Consider the following 20,057-nt stretch of genomic DNA (forward strand, 5'->3'; position numbering starts at 1 on the left):
GCCCTCGTGATCGGATGCGGCGTCGAGGCACGATCCGCAGGGCCGCGGAGGTGTGCGTCTTCGCACGGTATGTGAACGTGAACATCCTAAATCGCGGTGCCGGATCCTGACCAGTCCCCGGGAGAGGTCTGCGGGCTCCTGCAGAACGCACGCCGAGAGCGCGGTCCCTCGCCCGCCGACGCAGAGGCCCTCCTCTCCGCCGACGTTCTGCCGGAGCCGGCCGGGTGGCACGATGTCCGCATGGCCTCCGACCGCCCCGTCCTGCTCGTCGTCGACGTCGCCGACGGCGGCCGCGAGGACCCCGAGTTCGAGATCGAGCTCCAGCTGCTGACCGCGAGCGTCGTCTCGGCCGCCACCGCCGCGGGCTTCGTGGTCGACCGCGTCCCTGCCGAGCAGGCCGGCGCCGCCGAGCTCGAGCGCCGGCTCGCCGCCGCCGACGCCGTCGTGGTCACCGGAGGGGAGGACGTCGACCCGTCCCTCTACGGCGGCCGACCCGACGACCCGCACCGCGGCCAGTCCTTCCCCGCCGCCGACCGCGCGCAGATCGCGCTCGTCCGCCGGGCCGTCGAGACGCGGACCCCGCTGGTCGGGATCTGCCGCGGGATGCAGCTGGTCAACGTCGCCCTCGGCGGCGACCTCGTGCAGCACCTGCCCGGCGCCGGCCACGTGGGCCGGTCGGTCCCCGGCGAGCACCTGTCGGGGATGGTCGACCACCGCGTGGCGCTCGAGCCGGGCAGCGCCCTCGCCGGCATCCTCGGCGCCGCGGAGCTCGACGTCCGCAGCTCCCACCACCAGGCCGTCGACCGTCCCGGCGAGGGCCTCGTCGTGGTCGGCCGCGCCGACGACGGCACCGTCGAGGCCCTCGAGCACGAGTCCGCGCCGCTCTGGTGCGTGCAGTGGCACCCGGAGGACGCGGGCTCGCGAGGCACCGTGCTCACGGACCTGCTCGAGGCGGCGCTCGCCGCGACCGCTACTTGATCGACCCGCGCATCACTCCGCTGACCACCCAGCGCTGCGCGAAGAGGTACACGATCAGCAGCGGCGCCATCGCCATCAGGTAGGACGCGAAGGCGACGGTGTAGTTCGTGTTGAACTGCCCCTGGAAGACGTACTCGGCCAGCGGCAGGGTGCGGGCGGACGGGTCCGAGAGCACCACGAGCGGCAGGATGAAGTCGTTCCACGCCCACACGCAGGTCAGGATCCCGACGGTCGCGTTCATCGGGCCGAGCAGCGGGAAGATCACCTGCCAGTAGGTCCGCCAGGTCGAGGCGCCGTCGGTGCGCGCCGCCTCCTCGAGCTCGATGGGGATCGAGCGGATGAAGGCGGTGTAGATGAACGTGTTGATCGAGAGCCCGAACACGGCGTAGAGCAGGATCAGCCCGGCCTGGTTGTCCAGGCCCAGCAGGGCCGTCTCCTTCACCACCGGCAGCATGATGATCGGGAACGGCACGAAGACCGCGGCGAGCAGGTAGAAGTAGACGCCCTTGAAGAACGGCCTGTGCATGTTCCGGGCGACCGCGTAGGCGACCATCGAGTTCGAGAACAGCGTCAGCACGACGGCTCCGACCGTGATCAGCGCGGTGTTCACGAAGGCCTGCGGGAAGCGGGTCGCCGTCCACGCCTCGGCGAAGTTGCCCCACGAGATCGAGGTCGGCAGCTCGAACCCGGTGCCGCCGAGCTGGTCGGGCGTCTTCAGCGCGGTCACGACGGCGAAGTAGAGCGGCAGGAGGATCGTCAGCGAGCAGACCGCGATGAGCGCGGTCGCCCACCAGTTGATCCGGTAGGTGTCGCGGGAGGGCCGGCGCCGCCCCTCGGGCTCGCCGAGGGCGATCGCGGTCGTGGGGGTGATGGTCGATGTCATCAGAACGATGCCTCTCTGCGGCTGAGGACTCGGAACTGGATCAGCGAGACCACGATGATGATGAGGAAGTAGAGGACGGCGTTGGCCGTCTGATAGGCGTACTCGCCGCCCTGGAAGCCGCCGCGGTAGATCAGCAGCGTGATCGACTCCGTCGAGGTGCCGGGACCGCCGTTGGTGAGGGCGATGATGTGGTCGAACACCTGGAGGAAGTTCTTCATCGAGATGACCATGTTGATCGTGAAGAAGGAGGCGATCAGCGGGAACGTGATCGAGGTGAACTGCCGCCACCTCCCCGCTCCGTCGAGCGAGGTCGCCTCGTAGAGCTCGCCCGGGATCGTCTGGAGTCCGGCGAGGTAGATGATGATCGAGAAGGCCGAGGCCTGCCAGACCGCCAGCACCACGATCGCCACCCACGCCCAGTCGGCGTTCGCGAGGATGTTCTCGCCGATCACCGGGATCGCGCCGAGGATCTGCGGCAGCGAGTTCGCGAAGAGGTACTGGAACACGTAGCCGATGACCAGGGTCGAGAGCACGTAGGGGATGAAGTAGATCCCGCGGAACGCCGTCTGGAACTTGATCCGCGCGTTGAGGGCGACGGCGATGGCGAGCGAGATCACGTTCACCAGCACGGTCGCCACGATCGCGAAGCCGAAGGTGAACCCGTAGGCCTTCCAGACGCGGTCGTCCTGGAGGAGCGCGAGGTAGTTCGAGGCGCCGATCAGGTCCCAGGAGCCGTAGCCCGCGTAGTCCGTGAAGCTGAAGAAGATTCCGGTGAGGACCGGGACCGTGTGGAGCACGAAGAAGAGCAGGACGGCGGGGACCGTCATCCAGTAGAAGGTCTTCGAGGTGCGGCCGATGGTGCGCTTGCGGCGCGCGGGCGGCGGAGGAGTGGTCGCCACCGCCTGCGCGGCGGCCGTCGTGGTCGTGGTCATGGGGTCACTTCCTGGTCGTGCGTGCCGCGACTTTGCGCCACTCACTGTCGAGGGTCCGGAGCGCCGCGTCGGCGTCCCCGCTGGCGAGGAACGCCTGGAGCGTGGGGTTGAGCGGGATGCTCGCGGGGATCTGGTGGTCGACGAAGCCGATCAGCCGTCCCTGCTCGAAGTAGGGCTGCAGCTCGGCCAGCGTGGGGTCCGAGTTGGGTGCGGCGCCGACCAGCGGCGAGAAGGCGGCCTGGCTCGCGACGTACGGCTCGACGACTCCGGGGGTCAGCAGGAAGTCGACGAAGCGGCGGGCCGCGTCGAGCTTCGGAGTGCCGCGGCCGATGGCGACGGCCACGTCGACGCCCGAGGTGACCCGCGTGTCCGCCGGGTCGTCGAGCACCGGGTAGGGGAAGACGCCGAGGTCGATGTCCGGGTTGTTCGTGCGCACCGGGTTGATCGCCCAGATGCCCTGCGGGTACATGGCCGCCTCGCCCGCGGCGAAGGCCTGGTTGCCGTCGTCGTAGCCGCGGCCGAACGAGCCCTCCTGCGTGTACGAGAAGAGCTGCCCGAGCCGCTCCATCGTCGTCGCGTAGTCCTTCGAGAACGAGACGGGGGAGTCGGGGCCGAGCGCCGCTCCCTCCTCGCGCATCGCGTCGAAGAAGCCGTCCGGCTGCAGCTGCCCGCCGAGCGCGTTGAAGGCGGGGGCGCCGGTCCAGTTGTCGAGCAGGGCGCCGTAGAAGGGAGTGATCCCGGCGGCGGTGAGCGTCTCGCAGACGGCGATCAGCTCGTCCCAGGTGGTCGGCACCTCGATCCCGTTCTCGGCGAAGATCGTGCGGTTGTAGAGGATCCCGTCCGCGTTGTTCGCGAAGGCGAGCGCGCTCACCTCCTTCCCCTCGAAGCTGCCGAGGGCGGCGAGGATGTCGAGGGCCGCCGGGTTCACCCGCTCGACCAGCTCGTCGCCGGTGAAGTCGTGGAACACGCCGGCCTTCGCGAGGTCGGCGTAGTAGCCGCTGCCGTTCAGGGTCAGCACGTCCGGCACCTTGTCCTTGACGAGCAGAGTGCGGATGGCCGTGTCGGGGTCGGGCACGTTGTTGGCGATGACCCGGATGTCCGGGTTGGCCGCCTCGAACTCGCGGATGATCCGCGCGAAGTCCGCCACCGCCTCCGCCTTGAACTGGAAGAAGTCGAGCGTGGTCACTCCGTCGCCGGCGCCGGGGGAGGCGCAGGAGGCGAGGGCCGCGGCGGACGCCGCGGCGAGCGGCACCGAGAGGAACAGCCGCCGGGAGAACCCGGGGGGATGCGGATGAGCGGACATGCGGCGCCTCCTTGCGCGTGGGGACAGGTCTCAGGGCGCGCTCGACCGCGGAGGGCGGTGCGAGAGCAGGTGCGGCGGCGGGGGAGCGGGGTCGGCTCCGGAGCCGGGAGGGCGGGTCAGAGGGCGGTGAGCACGAGCACGACGAGCTGCTCCGGATCGAGGACGGGGGCCTGGAGCCCGACGGTGCCCAGCACGCGGCCGCGGAGCGCGGTCCCGTGCTCGGCCCAGCCGAGCGGCGACTGCCCGGGGCCGCCGAGCGGCGACGTGACCGGGGCGAGCGCCACGGAGTAGGTGCGCTCCGGGTCCAGGCCCGGGAGCGTGATCCGGCCGGGCGGGTAGGTCTCGCCGGTGCGCAGCTGGGCGAAGGTGAAGAGGGCGGCGGAGCGGTCGGCGGCGACGACTCCGGAGAGCGAGGCGGCGTCGTCGGCGCGGTCGGCGCGCACGACCGTCCCGGTGTGCAGCAGCGCCCGGTGCTCGCGGTGGAAGGCGACCCAGGCGGTCAGCTCCTCCTCGACGGCGGGGGCGAGATCCGAGACGTCCCACTCGATGCCGAGGTGGCCGGGCAGCGCGGTGCCGGCGCGGAAGGCGAGCGAGTGGGTGCGCTGCGTCGAGTGCGACCGCGGCCCTCCGATGTGCTGCCCCATCAGCTCGGGCGGCACCACCAGCTGGGTGAAGGGCTGGATGGTCTGCCGCTCGAGCGGGTCGATGCAGTCGCTCGTCCAGATGCGGTCGGTGCGGGCGAGGATCCCGAGGTCGACGCGGGCGCCCCCGGAGGCGCACGACTCGATCTCGACGCCGGGATGCCGGGAGCGCAGCTCGTCGAGCAGGCGGTAGAGCGCGAGCACGTTCTCGTGGACGGCGGAGCGGCCGGTGGCGGGCGAGACCGCCTCGATCACGTCGCGGTTGTGGTCCCACTTGAGGTACGCGATCGGGTACTCGGTCAGCAGCGCGTCGAGGGCGCCGAGCACGTGCTCGAACGCGCCGCGCTGCGAGAGGTCGAGGACCTGCTGCTGCCGCCCCGAGGCCGGGAGATGGCCGGCCGGGCCGAGGATCCACTCCGGGTGCGCGCGGGCCAGGTCGGAGTCGGGGCTGATCATCTCGGGCTCCACCCAGAGGCCGAACTGCATGCCCAGGCCGGTGACGACGTCCGTCAGCGGAGTGAGGCCCTCCGGCCAGACCGCGGGATCGACGGTCCAGTCGCCGAGCGCGGCGGTGTCGTCGCGGCGGCCGAGGAACCAGCCGTCGTCGAGCACGAAGCGCTCGACCCCGATCCGCGCGGCCCGCTCGGCGAGGGCGGTGAGGCGAGCGAGGTCGTGGTCGAAGTAGACGGCCTCCCAGGTGTTGAGGGTGACGGGCCGCGGAGCGACGGGGTGCTGCGGGCGGGCGCGGAGCGACGCGTGGAACCGGGCCTGCAGAGCGCTGAGCCCGTCGCCCCAGGAGCCGTAGGCGACCGGGGTCTCGTAGCTCTCGCCCTGCGCGAGCTCGATCTCGGCGGGCCGCAGCAGCTCGCCGGCCGCGAGGAGCGAGACGCCCTCGACGGTGCGCTCGGCGCGGAGCGAGGTGTCGCCGCTCCAGCCCAGGTGGACGCCGTGCACGAGCCCGCGCTCCCAGCCGAAGCCGGGCGTGCCCGCGGCGAGGAGGAGGGTCGCGTCGGCGCCGGGGCGGCCGCGGCGGGTGCGGCGTGTGTGCTCGCCGATGGTCAGCGGGCGGCGCTGCGGGTGGCGCTCGCGGAGGTGGTGCCCGGTGGTGTCGAGGATCTCGCGCGCGGTCGCGGGGAGCGGGAAGCCGAGCTCGAAGCGCTCGAGGCGGAACGGGCGGGCGTCGAGGTTCTCGACCCGGGCGCGCTGGGTGAGCAGGCCGGCCGCATCGACCTCGAGGTCCACGGTCAGCCGGACGCCCGCGCCCGTGGCGACGGTCCGGAGGGCGGAGCCGAGCGCCTCGATGCTCTCGACCTCGAACCGCTCCGACGCGGCCGCGCGCTCGTGGGTGCCCTCGAAGGTGGGGGCGTGCTGCCAGCCGTCGGCCTCGACGGCGACGAGGCCGAACGGCGCGAAGGCGTCGAGTCCGCCCGAGACGCGCTGGGGGAGGGCGGCGTCGGCGAGGGCGGATAGTTCGGCGGCGGAAAGATCTCCGAGCGCGGCGCCCCAGTGCACGATCGTGGGGAAGGTGACGAGGCGGGCGTCGACGACGACGCTGGTGCCCCCGTCCTGCAAGTGGAAGAGGCGCGATTCCCGGCCGGAGAGGGTCACGGAGTCGTTCGTGGGGGCGATGCTGCGGTGCATGGCTTATTTCTAGAGCAGAAGTAATAGGGGTGTCAAGAGCGGCAGGAGTGGCCGGATCCGTTCCTGGTTCGGCGCAGTGCCGGTAGCTTTCTACCAGGCCGGAAAGAAGGAGCCCCGTGACCGACACCATCGTCGCCGAGGACGCCTCCGGGAGCTCCTCCGAGCTCCTGGCGCGCGAGGTCCTGATCCACGGTCCCGTCTCGCGGGCCGAGCTCGGCCGCCGCCTCGGCCTCTCGCCCGCCAGCCTGACCCGGCTCGCGCGCCCGTTCCTCGACGGCGGCCTGGTCGTCGAGGGCCCCGAGCAGAGCACCGGAGTCGGCCGCCCCGCCCGCCCGCTCGACATCCGCGCCGACGCGCTGAGCTTCGCGGGCGTGAAGATCACCGGCACCGAGGTCCTCGCCGTCCGCACCGACCTGCGCGCGCGCACCGAGCGGGAGCTGGTCCGCCCGCTGCCGGGCACGGAGCCCGCCGACGTGATCGCCGCGATCGTCTCGGTCGTCGACGAGCTCGGCGGCCCCTCCGCCTTCGCAGGCCTGGGCGTGACGCTCGGCGGGAGCATCGCCGCCGACGGCCGGGTGAGCCGCGCGCCGTTCCTCGGCTGGCGCGACGTCGACCTCGCCGCTCCGCTCTCGGCCGCCCTCGGGCTGCCGGTCGCCCTCGAGAACGACGTGGTCGCGCTCACGGGAGCCGAGCACTGGTTCGGGCGCGGCCGCGGCATCCCGCACTTCGCGGTGCTCACGGTCGGCGCGGGCGTCGGCTACGGACTGGTGGTGCACGACCGGGTGGTCGCGCCCCCGGAGGCGGGGCTCGGCCTGGGCGGCCACTACCCGCTGGATCCCACCGGGCCCGTCTGCGAGGCCGGCCACCGCGGCTGCTCGACCGCGATGCTCAGCCTGCCCTCGCTCCTCCGCCAGCTCTTCGTCGCCACCGGCCGCGAGCTGACCCTGGCCGAGGGCTTCGCCGCCGCTCGCGCGGGCGACCCCGGTGCCGAGCGCATCCTCGCCGACTCCGCCCGCGCGCTCGGGACGATGATCGCCGCGATCGGCAACCTCTCGATGTCCGGCACGGTGATCCTGGCCGGGGAGGGCGTCGCCCTCTACTCGGAGCAGGCCGCGGTGGTGGACGCCGCGATCGCGGCCACGCGCGACCCGGACGCTCCGCCCCTGGCGCTGCTCGTCGACGACGGCGGGCTCGTGGAGTGGGCGCGCGGCGCGGCGGCCGTCGCGATCCAGCGGCTGCTGCCGCGGATCGCGCTCGGGACGCTGGGGTAGCGGGGCTCCGCGGCGCGCGGGCGCTCGGGGTGCCGGGTCTCCGCGCCCAGTGGGCCGTCGGCACGCTCGCCCGGCGGGTCTCAGCGCCGCGGAGGCTCGGGATGTCGGCCCGGCGGGTGTCCGCTCCGGGCGGGTACCGGGACGCCGGCCTCGCGGGCTAGACGCCGAGCGCCGAGCCGGGCAGGTCGCTCTGCAGGCCGTCGACGATCCGGCCGAACGCCGCGATCGCCTGGTCGTCGCCGAGACGGCCGGAGTCGACTCCTCCGGCGATGCGCAGGACCTCGGTCCGGCGCTCCGCCCGCTCCACCGCGTCGAGCCCGGAGGCCCCGATCGCTGCGGATGCGCGCACTCGCGCGACGATCGTGCCGACGTGCCATCTGCCGCGTGCCATCTGTCTCCTCCTGAAATCCCCGCCTCTCTTCGGAGCGGACGCACACCCGGATGGGTGCGCGTCCCCGGGTCCTCACCCCCTGTCGCTCCGGCGATGCGTCACGAACGGTCGTCATCCGCCCGCCGTGGCGACCGTTCGTGACGCATCGATCGAGCTGGGGAGGCGGAGCGCCCGCTCGCGGAGAGGGGGCCGGGGCGCCAGACTGACGGCGAGCGGAGGGAGGCACGATGCGACGCCTCCGCGCCCTCGCCGCCGCGCTGCTCCTCCTGCCCGCCCTCGCGGCCTGCGCGCCGGGAGGCGCGACGGGCGCCCCGAGCGGCACCGCGGCGGCCACCGCGGCTGCGGCCACCGCGGCTGCGACCACCGCCACCCCGGCTCAGGCCGCCCCCGACCCGGCCCGCTCCTCCGCCCCGTCCGCCCCGGCTCCCGGGGTCACCGTCTCCGTCCAGCAGAACCGCTCCGACATCGCCGGCGGCACCATGGCCTTCGAGGTCCACAACGGCAGCGGCGCCCCGATCGAGGTCACCGCGGCCCGCCTCACCGACCCGCGCCTCGCCGCCCCGCTCACCTGGACCGGCGGCACGGGCGTCCCCGACGGGACCTCGCGAGACCTCCGCGTCGACGTGCCCGAGCCCGCCTGCCCTGCCGCGGAGGCGCCCGCTGCGCTCGAGGTCGTCCTCGCCATCGACGGCCACGGCGAGCGCGCGTACCCCGCCGACGACCCGTTCTCGTTCGTCGACGCTCTCGCCCGGTCCGGATGCTTCGCCCGCACCGTCGACGCCGACCTCGCCCTGCGGATCGACACGTCCGGAGGCGCCGCGCACGAGCCGGCGCGCCTCACGATCACCGCCGACGTCCGGGGCACCCCCGTCGTGCTCCGCAGCGTCGACGCCACGATCCTGCTGCAGCCGCCCGAGGCCGCCGACGCCTGGACCCTCGACCGCTCCGTGCCCGCCGGGACCCTCGGCTCCGTGGTCCTGGACGCCGTCCCCACCCGCTGCGACACCCACGCGCTCGCCGAGGACAAGGTCGGCACGCGCCTGCCGGTCACCGTCGAGACCGCGGGCCGGCAGGGCACCGTCGTCGTCGCCGCGACCCCCGAGCAGAAGGGCGAGCTCTACGCGTTCATCACCGCGTACTGCGCGTCCTGAGCAGGGGTGGCGGGCGGCGCCGCACTGCTGCCCGCAGCGACCGACGCCTCCACCGCCACTGTTCGGTCCCGTCCGCCTCACGCCGGCGCCGTGCTCAGCGCCTGCAGCCCCGTCACCCGCAGCAGGTCGAGCCGCGCCTCGTCCTCGCTGCCCGGCGCCACCGTGTAGACGACGATCCGCAGGTCGGTGCCCGGAGCCGTGAGCACGTCGCAGTCGATCGTGACCGGTCCGACGGGCGTCCGCGTCACCGTCTTCCGGCTCGCGCGGTGCTCGGCGATGCGCGCCTCCGCCCAGCGCCGCTCGAACTCGGGCGACTCCTCGCGCAGCCGGGCGACGAGGGCGGCGAGCGCCGGATCGCGCGGGTAGCGTCCGGTCGCCGCGCGCAGGTCGGCCGCGAGGTCGCTCGCGAAGTCCTCCTCGTGCTGCGCGTCGAACTCGGTGCCGGCGTGGCCGGAGGTGAAGTGCCGCCAGACGAGGTTCCGCTCCAGCCCGGTGTACACCGAGGGGTCGCCGTTGAGGGCGGCCCAGAGCGGGTTCCACAGCAGGATGTCGTGGGCCGCCGTGAACACCGCGAGCGGCACGTCGCCCAGGCGGTCGACGATCCGCTGCACGCCCGGGCTCACGTGCTGCGGCACGACGCCCGGCGAGGGGACGGCGGCACCGGCGACCCGGTAGAGGTGGTCGCGCTCGCTGTCCGTGAGCCGGAGCGCCACCGCGAGCGAGCGGAGCATCGACGGCGACGGGTTCCGCGCGCGTCCCTGCTCGAGCCGCACCAGGTAGTCGACGCTCACTCCCGAGAGCGCCGCCAGCTCCTCGCGCCGCAGGCCCGTGGCGCGGCGGCCCGAGCCCGCGGGCAGGCCGACGTCGGCGGGACGGATGCGGTCGCGCCACGAGCGCAGCACCGTGGCGAACTCCTCCATGCCGCCCATCCTCCTCCGCCCGCCGTCGCCGAGCCAGGTACTGACGGTCCCCCCGTCGAGCGCGGCCTGGTCGAGGCCCGACGACCCGCGCAGGATGGGCCCATGACCACGACACTCATCACCGGAGCGAACCGCTCCCTCGGCCTCGAGACCGCCCGCCGACTCCTCGAGGCGGGCCACACCGTCTACGCCGGCATGCGCGACACCGCCGACGGCGACGCCGCCCGCGCGCTCGGCGCCCACCCCGTCCGCCTCGACGTCACCGATCAGGCGAGCGTCGACTCCGCGATCGCCTCCCTGCCCGGGCTCGACGTGCTCGTCAACAACGCCGGCGTGCTCGGCACATCGTTCGGCGTCGACGACCTCACCCCGGAGGCGATGGCGGGCGTCCTCGAGACGAACGTCATCGGAATCCTGCGCGTCACGCAGGCCGCGCTCCCGCTGCTGCGGGCCTCCGCGGCCCCGGTCGTCGTGAACGTGGCGTCCGGAGTCGGCTGGCCGCGCTGGCTGAGCACCGAGGGCCACGACGAGTTCCCCATCACCGCGATCCCGTACGCGGCATCGAAGGCGGCGGTCGTCGCGCTCACCGTGCAGTACGCGAAGAACCTGCCGGCGATGCGGATCAACGCGAGCGACCCCGGCTACACCGCGACCGACTTCAACGGACACGGCGGGCACCAGACCGTCACCGAGGGTACGGACGCGACCGTCGCGCTCGCCCTGCTCGGCTCCGACGGGCCGACGGGCGAGTTCCACGACCGGCGCGGGCGCATCGAGTACTGAGCTACGGGGCGGGCGCGGTCGGCCGGACGCCGGCCCGGACCCGGCAGGCGTCCGCGTGCCCGTTCGAGGAGCCGCAGCCCCGAGCCCGGCGTGCGTCAACGCGCCCGTTCGAGAAGATCCCGGCCCGACCCTACGTGCGTCCGCGCACGCCCGAGACGCGGTGAGGTCCCCGAACCCGCCCTCGGCGCACCGGCCAGCACATGGTGATGAGGTGTCCTGTCTGCGCGGTCACCGGTCCTCGGTGCTGGGCTGTGAGTGACGGCCGGAGCCGGGACGCTGCCCACCGCGTGACAGAGGGCCGGATGAACCGCCGGCCCGACGGTGCGTGCTCGCTCCGGTGCGCCTACCGACTCACCGCGTCTCGTGTCAGCTCTGCAGCTCGACCCCCCAGTTCGTCCTCTGGACGTCGGCGTCGAGCCCGCGCAGCTCGCGCGCCACGGCGTCCGCCTGCTCGCGCAGCTCCCGCACCGGCAGCGCGGGCAGGCGGCGCAGCTCGCTCCGGAGCTGGCGGTAGCCGCGCTCGCCGGCGGCCGCGTCGGCCGCGCGGGTCAGGAGGCTGTGCCGGGCGCGCAGGGCCTCGCGCCGGGCGAGCGCCGCGGTCAGCACCTCTCCGGTGGGAGTGGTGGCCGTCGCGTTGGTGAGGTTGATCGCCGTGACCAGCCGCTCGAGCTCGCCCAGTGCGCGCGTGCAATCGGCGAGCAGCTCGGCCGGGTCCTCGGTCGGCTCCTCCCCCTCCTGGTAGGAGGCGTTCGCGACGATCCGCGACTGGAGGGCCTCGATCCGCTTCTGCAGGTCGGCCCGCTCGAGGAGTGCTTCGGCGAGAGTCATGCGACCAGGCAAGCACACATCGGCGCGACCCGCGCCCCTAGGCTGCGACCGTGCCGCTGCAGAACCATCCCGGAGACGTCGAGTTCCCCGTCCGACCCCGGCTGCGCTACGCGCGGGCGGCCGATGCGCACCGTCGCGGGCAGGGCGCCGGACGCCGCGCCCTCCTGGTGACGGCCTTCGCGGCTCCGGTGGGCCTGGTCGGCTTCGCATGGGGGCTCGCGCTCGGCGGCGGCGAGAGCGTCGTCGCGTTCACGGCGTTCGCGTTCGCACTGGCCTTCGGGCTGCTCGCCGCCACGGTCGGCTTCCAGCAGTGGGATGCGCGCGCGCCGCGCCGCGAGCAGCTCGCCTACCTCGGCGCGGCCGACTCGCCGACCCCGTCCCTCCGCCAGCAGCAGCTGCTCGCGCTCGACGCGGTCAGCGACTTCTCGTTCGCCGGCTGGAACTCCTCCCTCGCGTTCCAGCCCTCCTGGGCCGAGCTCCCGGAGGAGCTGCGGCGCCGCTACGCCGACGGAGCGAAAGGAGCGCCCTGGCAGCAGCTGCCGCTGCATCCGCTCGTCGAGCACCGGGTCGCGCTCGACCGCGACTTCCGCATCGCCTCGGCCGACGACGTGGAGCTGCTGGTCGCCGACGTGCTCACCCGCGGGCCGCTCTCGACCCGCTTCGCCGAGGTCTCGGCCTCCGCCGACGCCGAGCGGATGCGCTCCCGGGTCGCCGCGCTCACCGGCGGCAGCGAGTTCCACCTCCTCGAGCTCGCCCAGGCGGTCGACGGGCGTCCGCCGCTGCTCCTGCTCGCGGGCGACGCCGAGCGCACGATCGGCGCGATCCGCTACGCCTACGTCGCCGGCTACCTCCCGGCGGCGCGGGCCTGGGAGCTGCTGGCCGCGGTCGGCGACCGCGTCTTCGAGCGCTACTCCGGCTGGGACGCCTACTGGGCCGACGCGGCCCTCGCCATCGCCTTCCGCACCGACTCCCTCGGCGCGGTGCAGCACCACCACCGTCTGCGCGCGGAGCTCGCGGCCTCGGGGTGGCCGGCGGCGGCGGTGCCGTACCCGGGCTGAGCGCGGGGCGGCTGCGGAGACGGTGCGACCGAGCTGGAGCTTCCGGACCGGAGGCGTGCGCCCGCGCATTTGTCGCCGGCCGCCGACAGGGCTGTCGACCCGGAGAGCTTCGCCCCCGGCGTCAGCCCAGCTTCGAGGCGGGCACCGTCTCGAGGTGGAGCAGGTCGCGGCGCAGGCGCTGCGAGCGGACGTAGCTGCTCAGCACGTGCTCGGGCGAGGGCGGGGAGTCGCTCCCGCCGAGGAGGGCGCGCGCGGTCGTGAGGCGTGCGCGGCGGATCTCGTCGAACACGGTGGTGCCGTTCCGCGCGAAGGTGCGCTGCAGCGTCCGCTTCGGGACGCCGAGGCGCTCGCAGATCTCCTGGACCGAGAGGCGGGGGTCGGTGGACATCGCGGCGATCAGGGCGAGGGCGCGCGTGTAGACGTCCTCGCTGCTCTCGCGCGGCAGCGAGGTCGCCAGCACAGCGCCCGCCAGCTGCTCGACGGCGGCCCGCACCAGGGGGAAGGCGGGGGAGTCGGCGTCGAGGGTGGAGCCGAAGGTCGCGTTGACGGTCGAGAGCAGGATTCCGCGGCTGGCCGCGTCGGCCTCGGTGACGACGGCGCCACGGTCGGCCGAGTCGACCAGGCCCAGCAGCGGGCGGTCGAGGGCGATCTCGGTGCGGGCGCTCGGGGTGTCGGTCACGATCGTGAACGGGGAGTCGCAGTGGAGGAAGGCGATGTCACCCGGCGCGACGCGGACCTCGAGCGCCGCCGGATCGTCCGGCTGGATCACGAGCGCGCCCTCGAGCGGGATGATCAGGCGGACGCCCGGGCCGGCGGCGGAGGTGCGGTGCAGGCGGGCCGGCGAGTGCCAGATCCGGAGCACGTCGACGCCGTCGCTGCAGAGGGTGTCGGCCACGATGCGGAACGCGCCGTTCGCGCGGACGTCGACGCCGCTCTGCGCCAGCCACGCGGCCGCCGCCGTGTCCCGGCGGGACACCCCGCGATCGACGATCGGTCGGCTGCCTTCTGCGATTCCCCTCACGGCGGAGTCCTTTCCTCTGGCGCGTCCTCCGTACGACGCGATCCCTCTACCCTGGCCGATCCGGCCCGGTGGTGAGAAGTCTTCATGCGATCGCATCGTCGCTCACCTCCACCGCAAGGTGTCGGATCCCGCCATCGGGGGACGGAACCTGACCTCCGGGGTGCGCCTCGGATCGACGTGGACCTCGAGCGCGGCGACGTCGGTGAACGGCCGGTCGTCGCTCGTGCGGCCCCGCAGCACGATGGAGTGGCGGAGCGTCCGGGGCGCCCTCAGCGGCGCGATCGTGTAGTGCGCGACGGCCACGAACCCCGCTCCCGGGGCGACCCGCTCGGGCCGGCCGACGACGGTGACCGGGGCCTCGTCGTAGTCGAGCTCGGCGCCCGAGCCGTCGGTGAAGGAGCCGCAGAACAGGGCGAGGTCGTGCAGGGCGGAGGTGCCGGAGTTGTGGAACTGCATCCAGAAGGTGATCACGGCGACGGAGCCGCACGCGGGCGCGAGCCGCACCGCGCTGCCGTCGAGGACGAGGTGCGGAGGCGCATCGAGCGTCGGAGCTCCGAGCATCAGCCGCGCCGCCTGACGCCCGCCGCCGGTGCGGCCACCGGTTCCGCTGCGCGTCCCGCCAGCTGCAGGAGGCCGCACGCGGCGACCACTCCGACGAGGGCGGCCGCCCAGCTCAGGTCCTGCTGGTCGAACTCCCGGAGGTGCGCCGGGACGCCCGTGAATCCGAGGATCCCCTGGGCCGCGGCGACGGTGGCGAAGGCGAGCAGCGCGGCCGTGGCGGCGACCGCGGCCGGGGCGGGCGGGTCGCCCTCCGAGTCCTGGGCGAAGCGGCGGACGGCGTGCGCGAGGGCGAGTGCGCAGAGGGCTGCGGCGACGAGGGCGGCCGCGGTGTAGGCCGGGCCGGCGGCCAGCAGGAGGAGGGCGCCGACGACGACCCGCAGGCAGGCCGGGAGGACGCCGGGAGCGCTGCATCCGCGCGCGCCCGGGCCTCCCCCGAGGGCCGCGGCGCGGGCGCGGGACTCCTCGAGGCGCCTCCGGACGCCATGAGGACCAGCGGCGCGGAGCAGGGCGGTCGCGCCCGAGGCGAGCAGCGCGACGCCGACGAGCAGGGGGAAGACGAGGGCGGCGGCGGGCAGGGCGGGGGCGGCGTCGGCAGGGGTCATCGGGTCTCCTTCGGGGCGGGGACGGGGCGCGGCACCTCGATGATCCGTCCTCGCGGAGCGCCTCGGGAGGCCGGGCGCGAACGCTCACGAGGCAGGCGCGCCAGAACGTCAGAACGCGCCAGTGGACCGTGCCGCCGAGCTGTGCCAACGGCACCGCGGAACGTGCCACGCGCCTCCGCGTGCCCGCTGCGCGCTGTTTCGAGACGGCCTACGCTCACCGGATGGACGAGGTGCGGGACGCGTACGGCGCGCGGGCGGAGGAGTACGCGGCGCTGCTCGGATCGGTCGACGCGGGGCCCGCGGCCGATCGCGAGCTGATCGGGTCGTGGGCCGACGGGCTGGGGGGCACGGTCGCCGATGTGGGCTGCGGGCCCGGGCACTGGACGGAGTTTCTCCGGCGCCGCGGAGCCGCCGCGGTCGGCGTCGACCCGGTGCCGGAGTTCGTCGCGCTGGCTCGAGCGCGGTTCCCGGACGTCCCGTTCCGGCTCGGCTCGGCGCTCGAGCTCGACGTCGACGGCCTCGGGGGCGTTCTCGCGTGGTACTCGCTCATCCACCTGCCGCCGGCGGAGCTGCCCGGCGCGGTCGCGGCGCTCGCCGCGCACCTCCGACCGGGCGGAAGCCTGCTGATCGGCTTCTTCGAAGGGCCGCGCTCGGAGGCGTTCGCGCACGCCGTCGCACCGGCGTGGTTTCACCCGCTCGCCGAGATGCGCGCGCTCGCCGAGCAGGCCGGCCTCGAGGTGACCCACTCGCTCCACCGCAGCGCCCCCGGCGTCCGCGACCACGGCGAGCTGATCGCTGTACTCCCGCGCTGACGCCGAGCTGATCGCCGGCCTCTGATCCGGACGCCGCCGACGCCGCGCTGGTTCCGCGCTGACGGCTCCCGCTCCCGCTGGTCACCGGCGGCCGGCGTCCCGGCCCACCGCATCCCCTCGAGACACCACCGCCCCGCCGAGGCGCCGCCGTCTCAGCAGTGCTGCGGCGGTCTCGGCGGTGTCCCGGCGGACGAGGGCCCCCGCGCCTAGAGGCGGTCGGCGCGCCACTCCGTGGGGATCTCCTCGCCGCGGCGGAACGCCTCCTCCTCGCGCTCGCGCAGCTCGACGCGGCGGATCTTGCCCGAGATCGTCTTGGGCAGGGGGTGGAATTCGAGGCGCCGCACCCGCTCGAAGGAGGAGAGCAGCTCCCGGGTGTGGGCGAAGATCGCGCTCGCCGTCTCGGCGGTCGGCTCCCAGCCCTCGGCGAGAGTGACGTACGCCTTCACCACGCTGTGGCGCACCTCGTCCGGAGCCGGCACCACCGCGGACTCGGCGACGGCGGGGTGCTGCAGCAGCACGCTCTCGACCTCGAACGGCGAGATCTTGAAGTCGGAGGACTTGAAGATGTCGTCGGTGCGGCCGACGAAGGTGATCGTGCCGTCGACTGCGCGGACCGCCACGTCGCCGGTGTGGAAGTAGCCGTCGGCGCGGGCGCGCTCGGTGCGGTCCTCGTCGCCGAGGTAGCCGGACATCAGGTTGACGGGTTCGACGGACAGGTCGAGGCAGATCTCGCCGGTGGAGGCGGGCTCGCCGGTCAGGGGGTCGACGAGAGCGATGGCGACGCCGGGCAGCGCGCGCCCCATCGCTCCGGGGACCACGGGGGCGCCGGGCGGGTTCGCGATGATCGCGGTGGTCTCGGTCTGGCCGTAGCCGTCGCGGATCGTGAGGCCCCACTCCCGCTCGACGGTCGCGATGACCTCGGGGTTGAGCGGCTCGCCCGCCGAGAGGATCTCGGTCAGCGCGCGCGGCTTCGCTCCGAGCGCCGACTGGATCAGCATCCGCCACACGGTCGGCGGCGCGCAGAACGTGGTGACCTCGGCCCGGTCGAGCTGCTCGTGCAGTGCGGTGGGGGAGAAGCGGCTGTAGTTGTAGACGAACACCGTCGCCTCGGCGTTCCACGGCGCGAAGAAGCAGCTCCACGCGTGCTTGCCCCAGCCCGGCGAGCTGATCGCCATGTGCACATCGCCCGGCTGGACGCCGAGCCAGTACATCGTGCTGAGGTGCCCCACGGGGTACGACTCGTGCGTGTGCACGACCATCTTGGGCTTCGAGGTGGTGCCGGAGGTGAAGTAGATCAGGCACGGATCGGAGCTCTGGACGACCACGGTCGGGCTGATGCCGAAGGGCTCGAGCGAGTCGGCGTAGTCGAGCCAGCCCTCGACGGCGCCGCCGACCGCGATACGGCCGAAGCCGCCCTCCATCTCGTCGAACTTGGCCGTCTCGGAGGCGTCCGCGATGACGTGCGCGACCTCGCCGCGCTCGAGGCGGTCGGCCAGGTCGGCGGGTGAGAGCAGGGTCGTCGTGGGGAGGATGACCGCGCCGAGCTTCATGATCGCGAGCATCGACTCCCACAGCTCGAGGCAGTTGCCGAGCATGAGCATGACGTGATCGCCCTGCTCGACGCCGACCGAGTGGAGCCAGGCGGCGACCTCGTCGGAGCGCCAGCGCATCCGGTCGAAGGAGTACTTCTCCTCGGAGCCGTCCTCCTCCACGATCCAGAGGGCGGGGCGCTCGTTGCCGATGGCGATCGCGTCGAACCAGTCCACCGCCCAGTTGAAGCGGGGCCCGACGTCCGGCCACTGGAAGGCCTCGTTCGCGGCGACCGCATCGGTGCGGTGCTGCAGGAGGGTGTCGCGGGCGGCGCGGAAGCTCCCGGTGGGGTTCATGCATGTCTCCGTAGCGGTCGAGGTCCGGCCGCTGGCGGGACCGACCCCCATTCTGCTCCCGCCGCGGTGCCGGGTGCTGCGCGACGGAGGCCCGGTGGGGACGCACGTCGGAGGGAGCACCTGTGGAGGAGCGGCCGAGTCCGTCCCACGAACGGCACGGCGTCAGCGGGAGAGCGGAGGGCCCGCCGGCCGCAGCAGGCGCTCCCTCCGCTCCCTCCGCTCCCTCCGCGGGACCTCAGTACTTGATGGACTGACCGCCGTCGATCGGGAGGACGGTCGCGTTCACGTAGGAGGCGTCGTCCGAGAGGAGGAAGGCGACGACCGAGGCGATCTCGTCGGCCTCGCCGTAGCGCTTGGTCGGGTTGACCTGGATGAACTCCTCGGCCGCCTTGCGCGGGTTCTGCGGGTCGAGCTGCTTCATCGAGTTCTCGACCATCGGGGTCCAGATGGCCCCGGGCGCGATCGCGTTGATGCGGATGCCGAACTCGCCGTACTCGATCGCGGAGTTGCGGGTGAGGCCGACGACGCCGTGCTTCGCGGCCGCGTAGCCGGACTGGTTGCCGATCGCGGTGATGCCGCCGACGCTCGCGGTGTTGACGACCATGCCCGAGCCCTGCTCGCGCATCACCTTCAGCACCTTCTCGAGGCCGAGGAACACGCCCCGGAGGTTGATCGCGACGACCTTGTCGAACTCGTCGGCCGTGAAGTCCTCGGTGAGGTTCTGGCGGCCCTCGATGCCGGCGTTGTTGAAGAAGCCGTCGATGCGGCCGAAGGCCTCGAGGGTGCGCGCGACATAGGCGTCCACGTCCGCCTCCTTCGACACGTCGGCGAGGACGGTGATCGACTCGGTGCCCTCGGGCAGGACGTCGACCGTGGCGGCGAGGCCCTGCTCGGAGATGTCGACGAGGGCGAGCTTCGCGCCCTCCTGGGCGAGGCGGACGGCTGCGGCGCGGCCCAGGCCGGATCCACCTCCGGTGATGAGGACGACGCGGTCGGTGAAGCGGGTGCTGGTGGTGGTCATGACGACTCCTGCTCGAAGAGGGATGGGCTCGGAGGCCGTGTGGTCGGCGAGTCCGTATCCATGCGTCTGCATGCAATTGGCTCCACGATACTCCACAGGTGTCGGTTGAGTCTGAGTGCGCGGTCAGGGATGGAGTGATCCGGGCTGCGGGCGCCCGCAGTCGAGCCCGGTGGACCCTCGCGAGCGGGGCCGCAGGATCCGACGCGAGCACTCGGGTTCTGGGCAGAGCCGCCGCCCCCCGACCCCGATTCGCCTGGCCGCCGCTTCCGGGCGACCGAGCCGCCCCGGCCGAGCAGGCGAGTCGCCGAGTCGCCCCGGCCGAGCAGGCGAGTCGCCGAGTCGCCGCCGATCCGCCGCTCGCCCGCCTACAGGTGCGGCTGCCCCGTCGAGGCGCTCGTTCCGCCGTCCACGGCCAGGATCGCGCCGGTGATGTACGACGCGTCCGCGCTGGCGAGGAACAGCACCGGCGGGGCGATGTCGTCCGGCTGCCCGGGGCGTCCGAGGGCGATGCGGTCGATGAAGGGCGCGAGCTCCTCGGGGGTCGAGGCCATCGACTCGGTCAGCGGCGTCTGCGTGAAGGCGGGGGCGACGGCGTTGACCCGCACCCCGTGCGCGCCGAAGTCGAGGGCCAGCGACTGCACGAACGTCGTGATGGCGCCCTTGGTCGCGTTGTAGGCGGCCTGGCCCCAGTCGCCGCGGATGCCCGACACGGAGGAGACGACGACGATGTTGCCGCGGCTCGCCTTGAGGTGCGGGAGCGCCGCCTTCACCGCGTAGAAGAGGGCGTCGACGTTCGTGGCGAAGAGCGAGCGCCAGGCGTCGTCCTCCACCTCCTCGATCGGGCCGCCGAGGTGGCCGGCCGCGTTGTTCACGAGGACGTCGATCCCGCCGAACCTCGCGACGGTGCCCTCGACGAGCGCGTCGACCTCGGCTCGGACCGAGACGTCGGTGGGGACGACCAGGACGCGCTCGGCCGGGAAGCCGGCGACGGTCTCCTCGAGCGTGGCGGGGGTGCGCCCGGCGACCGCGACGCTCGCGCCCTGCTCGAGGAAGGCGCGTGCGATGGAGCGGCCGATGCCGGAGCCGGCTCCGGTGACCAGGACGGTGCGTCCGGCGAAGGGGTAGGTGTTCGAGGCGATCATGGCGGTGCCTTCCGGGTGCAGAGGGGCGGCTCGGCGGGGTGCGTCGGGTGCGGCGGGCGTCGGATCCGCCCGGTGCCGATCATCCGCGGCACCCGAGTGGATCGACGGGCCGCCGCGCCGGTACGGAGGAGCTCCACATCGATCCGCAGCACGGCTCCCGACCCTGGCAACCGCCGCAGAGTGCGGTCCGCGGCCGCGCGGGCTCGGGTAGACCGGAGGGACGCCAGTGGAC

The 20,057-nt window shown here is 73.7% G+C and carries 19 protein-coding genes; 6 read left to right on the top strand and 13 right to left on the bottom strand.

Annotation, left to right across the window (positions count from 1 at the left end; translation table 11 throughout):
• Window positions 1-240 precede the first annotated feature (240 nt).
• The gene (locus tag C5C36_RS02700; protein WP_104287996.1) at window positions 241-978 is read left to right on the top strand and encodes a gamma-glutamyl-gamma-aminobutyrate hydrolase family protein; all 738 of its coding nucleotides are present in this window, start codon (window positions 241-243) and stop codon (window positions 976-978) included.
• On the opposite strand, the gene C5C36_RS02705 is transcribed toward C5C36_RS02700, so the two are convergent.
• The 4 genes from C5C36_RS02705 to C5C36_RS02720 all read right to left on the bottom strand — a co-directional run bounded on the left by C5C36_RS02705 (window position 971) and on the right by C5C36_RS02720 (window position 6,378).
• Window positions 971-1,861 carry a carbohydrate ABC transporter permease gene (locus tag C5C36_RS02705; protein WP_347877594.1) on the bottom strand — a complete coding sequence of 297 codons (891 nt, stop codon included), beginning with the start codon at window positions 1,859-1,861 and terminating at the stop codon, window positions 971-973. The genes C5C36_RS02700 and C5C36_RS02705 overlap by 8 nt on opposite strands.
• Complete coding sequence (locus C5C36_RS02710; protein WP_104225874.1) at window positions 1,861-2,793, bottom strand: carbohydrate ABC transporter permease; 933 nt, start codon at window positions 2,791-2,793, stop codon at window positions 1,861-1,863. The genes C5C36_RS02705 and C5C36_RS02710 overlap by 1 nt, the downstream gene beginning before the upstream one ends.
• A 4-nt stretch (window positions 2,794-2,797) precedes the next feature.
• Window positions 2,798-4,096 carry an ABC transporter substrate-binding protein gene (locus C5C36_RS02715; protein ID WP_104309205.1) on the bottom strand — a complete coding sequence of 433 codons (1,299 nt, stop codon included), beginning with the start codon at window positions 4,094-4,096 and terminating at the stop codon, window positions 2,798-2,800.
• A gap of 116 nt (window positions 4,097-4,212) precedes the next feature.
• Window positions 4,213-6,378: an alpha-galactosidase gene (locus C5C36_RS02720; RefSeq protein ID WP_104309206.1), complete on the bottom strand. Its 2,166-nt coding sequence runs from the start codon at window positions 6,376-6,378 to the stop codon at window positions 4,213-4,215.
• Window positions 6,379-6,494: 116 nt separating this feature from the next.
• Between C5C36_RS02720 and C5C36_RS02725 the strand changes: the two genes are divergently transcribed.
• Complete coding sequence (locus C5C36_RS02725) at window positions 6,495-7,649, top strand: ROK family transcriptional regulator (RefSeq protein WP_104273722.1); 1,155 nt, start codon at window positions 6,495-6,497, stop codon at window positions 7,647-7,649.
• 157 nt (window positions 7,650-7,806) lie between these two features.
• Here C5C36_RS02725 and C5C36_RS02730 read toward each other — a convergent pair whose 3' ends face one another.
• Entirely contained in the window at window positions 7,807-8,040 is a 234-nt protein-coding gene (locus tag C5C36_RS02730; protein WP_104269771.1) for a hypothetical protein, read from the bottom strand.
• Between the two features lie 227 nt (window positions 8,041-8,267).
• On the opposite strand from C5C36_RS02730, the gene C5C36_RS02735 reads away from it, so the two are divergent.
• Window positions 8,268-9,191, top strand: coding sequence for a hypothetical protein (locus C5C36_RS02735; protein ID WP_104309207.1), 924 nt, complete (start codon window positions 8,268-8,270; stop codon window positions 9,189-9,191).
• A 77-nt stretch (window positions 9,192-9,268) separates the two neighbouring features.
• Here the strand turns inward: C5C36_RS02735 and C5C36_RS02740 are convergent, their stop codons facing one another.
• Window positions 9,269-10,111, bottom strand: coding sequence for a helix-turn-helix transcriptional regulator (locus C5C36_RS02740; protein ID WP_104257455.1), 843 nt, complete (start codon window positions 10,109-10,111; stop codon window positions 9,269-9,271).
• A gap of 102 nt (window positions 10,112-10,213) precedes the next feature.
• On the opposite strand from C5C36_RS02740, the gene C5C36_RS02745 reads away from it, so the two are divergent.
• Entirely contained in the window at window positions 10,214-10,894 is a 681-nt protein-coding gene (locus tag C5C36_RS02745; protein WP_104308294.1) for an SDR family NAD(P)-dependent oxidoreductase, read from the top strand.
• Between the two features lie 366 nt (window positions 10,895-11,260).
• Here the strand turns inward: C5C36_RS02745 and C5C36_RS02750 are convergent, their stop codons facing one another.
• Window positions 11,261-11,722: a DIP1984 family protein gene (locus C5C36_RS02750; protein WP_104224023.1), complete on the bottom strand. Its 462-nt coding sequence runs from the start codon at window positions 11,720-11,722 to the stop codon at window positions 11,261-11,263.
• A gap of 50 nt (window positions 11,723-11,772) precedes the next feature.
• Here C5C36_RS02750 and C5C36_RS02755 point away from each other — a divergent pair, with 50 nt between their 5' ends.
• Window positions 11,773-12,780 carry a DUF1266 domain-containing protein gene (locus C5C36_RS02755; RefSeq protein ID WP_104248304.1) on the top strand — a complete coding sequence of 336 codons (1,008 nt, stop codon included), beginning with the start codon at window positions 11,773-11,775 and terminating at the stop codon, window positions 12,778-12,780.
• 121 nt (window positions 12,781-12,901) lie between these two features.
• Here C5C36_RS02755 and C5C36_RS02760 read toward each other — a convergent pair whose 3' ends face one another.
• The 3 genes from C5C36_RS02760 to C5C36_RS02770 all read right to left on the bottom strand — a co-directional run bounded on the left by C5C36_RS02760 (window position 12,902) and on the right by C5C36_RS02770 (window position 14,964).
• Complete coding sequence (locus C5C36_RS02760) at window positions 12,902-13,756, bottom strand: helix-turn-helix domain-containing protein (RefSeq protein ID WP_181027279.1); 855 nt, start codon at window positions 13,754-13,756, stop codon at window positions 12,902-12,904.
• A 147-nt stretch (window positions 13,757-13,903) separates the two neighbouring features.
• Entirely contained in the window at window positions 13,904-14,362 is a 459-nt protein-coding gene (locus C5C36_RS02765; protein ID WP_104227480.1) for a hypothetical protein, read from the bottom strand.
• Complete coding sequence (locus tag C5C36_RS02770; protein ID WP_104256547.1) at window positions 14,362-14,964, bottom strand: hypothetical protein; 603 nt, start codon at window positions 14,962-14,964, stop codon at window positions 14,362-14,364. The genes C5C36_RS02765 and C5C36_RS02770 overlap by 1 nt, the downstream gene beginning before the upstream one ends.
• A gap of 221 nt (window positions 14,965-15,185) precedes the next feature.
• On the opposite strand from C5C36_RS02770, the gene C5C36_RS02775 reads away from it, so the two are divergent.
• Entirely contained in the window at window positions 15,186-15,776 is a 591-nt protein-coding gene (locus C5C36_RS02775; RefSeq protein ID WP_104248165.1) for a trans-aconitate 2-methyltransferase, read from the top strand.
• 206 nt (window positions 15,777-15,982) lie between these two features.
• Here C5C36_RS02775 and C5C36_RS02780 read toward each other — a convergent pair whose 3' ends face one another.
• The 3 genes from C5C36_RS02780 to C5C36_RS02790 form a co-directional block, all read right to left on the bottom strand.
• The gene (locus C5C36_RS02780) at window positions 15,983-17,662 is read right to left on the bottom strand and encodes an AMP-binding protein (protein WP_104309208.1); all 1,680 of its coding nucleotides are present in this window, start codon (window positions 17,660-17,662) and stop codon (window positions 15,983-15,985) included.
• A 235-nt stretch (window positions 17,663-17,897) separates the two neighbouring features.
• A complete protein-coding gene (locus tag C5C36_RS02785; RefSeq protein ID WP_167299040.1) occupies window positions 17,898-18,683 on the bottom strand; it encodes a glucose 1-dehydrogenase in 786 nt (261 codons plus the stop codon).
• A 365-nt stretch (window positions 18,684-19,048) separates the two neighbouring features.
• On the bottom strand, window positions 19,049-19,825 hold the full coding sequence (locus tag C5C36_RS02790) for an SDR family NAD(P)-dependent oxidoreductase (RefSeq protein WP_258064102.1): 777 nt from the start codon (window positions 19,823-19,825) through the stop codon (window positions 19,049-19,051).
• Between the last annotated feature and the right edge of the window lie 232 nt (window positions 19,826-20,057).

It is taken from the genome of Rathayibacter sp. AY1G1 (assembly GCF_002932095.1).
Taxonomy (GTDB): domain Bacteria; phylum Actinomycetota; class Actinomycetes; order Actinomycetales; family Microbacteriaceae; genus Rathayibacter.

Bases quoted from the DNA above. Each gene is read 5' to 3' on its own strand.
- C5C36_RS02700 (WP_104287996.1), top strand. From the start codon at position 241: ATGGCCTCCGACCGCCCCGTCCTGCTCGTCGTCGACGTCGCCGACGGC.
- C5C36_RS02705 (WP_347877594.1), bottom strand. From the start codon at position 1,861: ATGACATCGACCATCACCCCCACGACCGCGATCGCCCTCGGCGAGCCC.
- C5C36_RS02710 (WP_104225874.1), bottom strand. From the start codon at position 2,793: ATGACCACGACCACGACGGCCGCCGCGCAGGCGGTGGCGACCACTCCT.
- C5C36_RS02715 (WP_104309205.1), bottom strand. From the start codon at position 4,096: ATGTCCGCTCATCCGCATCCCCCCGGGTTCTCCCGGCGGCTGTTCCTC.
- C5C36_RS02720 (WP_104309206.1), bottom strand. From the start codon at position 6,378: ATGCACCGCAGCATCGCCCCCACGAACGACTCCGTGACCCTCTCCGGC.
- C5C36_RS02730 (WP_104269771.1), bottom strand. From the start codon at position 8,040: ATGGCACGCGGCAGATGGCACGTCGGCACGATCGTCGCGCGAGTGCGC.
- C5C36_RS02735 (WP_104309207.1), top strand. From the start codon at position 8,268: ATGCGACGCCTCCGCGCCCTCGCCGCCGCGCTGCTCCTCCTGCCCGCC.
- C5C36_RS02740 (WP_104257455.1), bottom strand. From the start codon at position 10,111: ATGGAGGAGTTCGCCACGGTGCTGCGCTCGTGGCGCGACCGCATCCGT.
- C5C36_RS02745 (WP_104308294.1), top strand. From the start codon at position 10,214: ATGACCACGACACTCATCACCGGAGCGAACCGCTCCCTCGGCCTCGAG.
- C5C36_RS02750 (WP_104224023.1), bottom strand. From the start codon at position 11,722: ATGACTCTCGCCGAAGCACTCCTCGAGCGGGCCGACCTGCAGAAGCGG.
- C5C36_RS02765 (WP_104227480.1), bottom strand. From the start codon at position 14,362: ATGCTCGGAGCTCCGACGCTCGATGCGCCTCCGCACCTCGTCCTCGAC.
- C5C36_RS02770 (WP_104256547.1), bottom strand. From the start codon at position 14,964: ATGACCCCTGCCGACGCCGCCCCCGCCCTGCCCGCCGCCGCCCTCGTC.
- C5C36_RS02775 (WP_104248165.1), top strand. From the start codon at position 15,186: ATGGACGAGGTGCGGGACGCGTACGGCGCGCGGGCGGAGGAGTACGCG.
- C5C36_RS02780 (WP_104309208.1), bottom strand. From the start codon at position 17,662: ATGAACCCCACCGGGAGCTTCCGCGCCGCCCGCGACACCCTCCTGCAG.
- C5C36_RS02785 (WP_167299040.1), bottom strand. From the start codon at position 18,683: ATGACCACCACCAGCACCCGCTTCACCGACCGCGTCGTCCTCATCACC.
- C5C36_RS02790 (WP_258064102.1), bottom strand. From the start codon at position 19,825: ATGATCGCCTCGAACACCTACCCCTTCGCCGGACGCACCGTCCTGGTC.